The sequence below is a fragment of the Streptomyces sp. YIM 98790 genome, assembly GCF_011421595.1.
Lineage (GTDB): Bacteria > Actinomycetota > Actinomycetes > Streptomycetales > Streptomycetaceae > Streptomyces.
Genome location: NZ_WTLH01000388.1, coordinates 1 through 1,107, shown reverse-complemented (window position 1 = coordinate 1,107; position 1,107 = coordinate 1). Strand labels below are relative to the sequence as shown.

Below are 1,107 nucleotides of genomic sequence, written 5' to 3'. Positions count from 1 at the left end.
GGTGCCGCCCGGGCTGCCCTCCGGGCCGGTGGCGGGCCGACGGGAGCGCCGCGGCGCCTCGGCGCCGGGGTGCTCCAGCCGGGCGCCGGCCGCGGCGGTGGTGCGGTCCAGCCAGACGGCGATCAGCACGATGGCGATGCCGGCGGTCAGGGCCTTGCCGATGTTCTGCGTGCGCAGGCCGTCGAAGACCTGGTCGCCGAGCCCGCCCGCGCCGATGATCGACGCGATGACCACCATGGACAGCGCCATCATGATCGTCTGGTTGAGACCGAGCAGCATCCGCGGCCGGGCCAGCGGCAGCCGGGCGGTGAGCAGCCGCTGCCGGCGTCCGGCGCCCAGCGAGCGCGCGCACTCCAGCGCCGCCGGGTCGGCCTCGCGCAGGCCGAGAGCGGTCAGCCGGGCCATGGGCGGCGCGGCGTAGATCACGGTGGCGAACAGCGCGGGGGCCGTGCCGATGCCGAACAGCAGCACGAACGGCAGCAGATAGGCGAAGGCCGGCAGCACCTGCATGGTGTCGAACACCGGGCGCAGGGCCCGGCCGGCCCGGTCGGAGAGTCCGGCGGCCAGACCGAGCAGCAGTCCCAGCACGGCGGAGAGCGACACCGCGACGGTCATCAGGGCGAGCGTCAGCATGGCGTGCGGCCACATGCCGAGCAGGCCGATGACGGTGAAGGCGGCGAGCGCGGTGCCGGCCGTGCTCAGCGCACGGCGGCGGGTGCCGCCGCCCGCGGCGGCCCAGGCGCCGAGGGTGGCGGCGGCGGTGACGCCGGGCCAGCCCAGGCCCTGGAGGAACGCCAGGACGGTGTCCACGGCGCTGTTGACGTTGTTGGAGAGGTGGAGGAGGAAGTAGAGGAAGAGCGGATGCGAGTCGCGGTTGAGGATCAGCCAGCGGTTGAGCTCGTCCAGCGGGGTCTCCGCGTCCCAGGTCCATGAGCCGGGCCACGGGGCGTCGCCCACCAGCACCGCGCCGAGCAGCGCGAACACCGCGGCCGCGGTGAGCACGTACATCCGCCCCGCGAGCCGCCTGCCCGCGGGCCGCTTCTCCGGGCCGGCCGTGCCGGTGCTGCCGGACCGGCCGGGGCCCGCGGGGCGCGGGCCGGGGAGGGT

General features: G+C 76.2%; 1 protein-coding gene. It reads right to left on the bottom strand.

Annotation, left to right across the window (positions count from 1 at the left end):
* The coding region (locus GQS09_RS28285) for an ABC transporter permease (RefSeq protein ID WP_399552630.1) at positions 1 to 1,107 on the bottom strand (1,107 nt) is incomplete at both ends.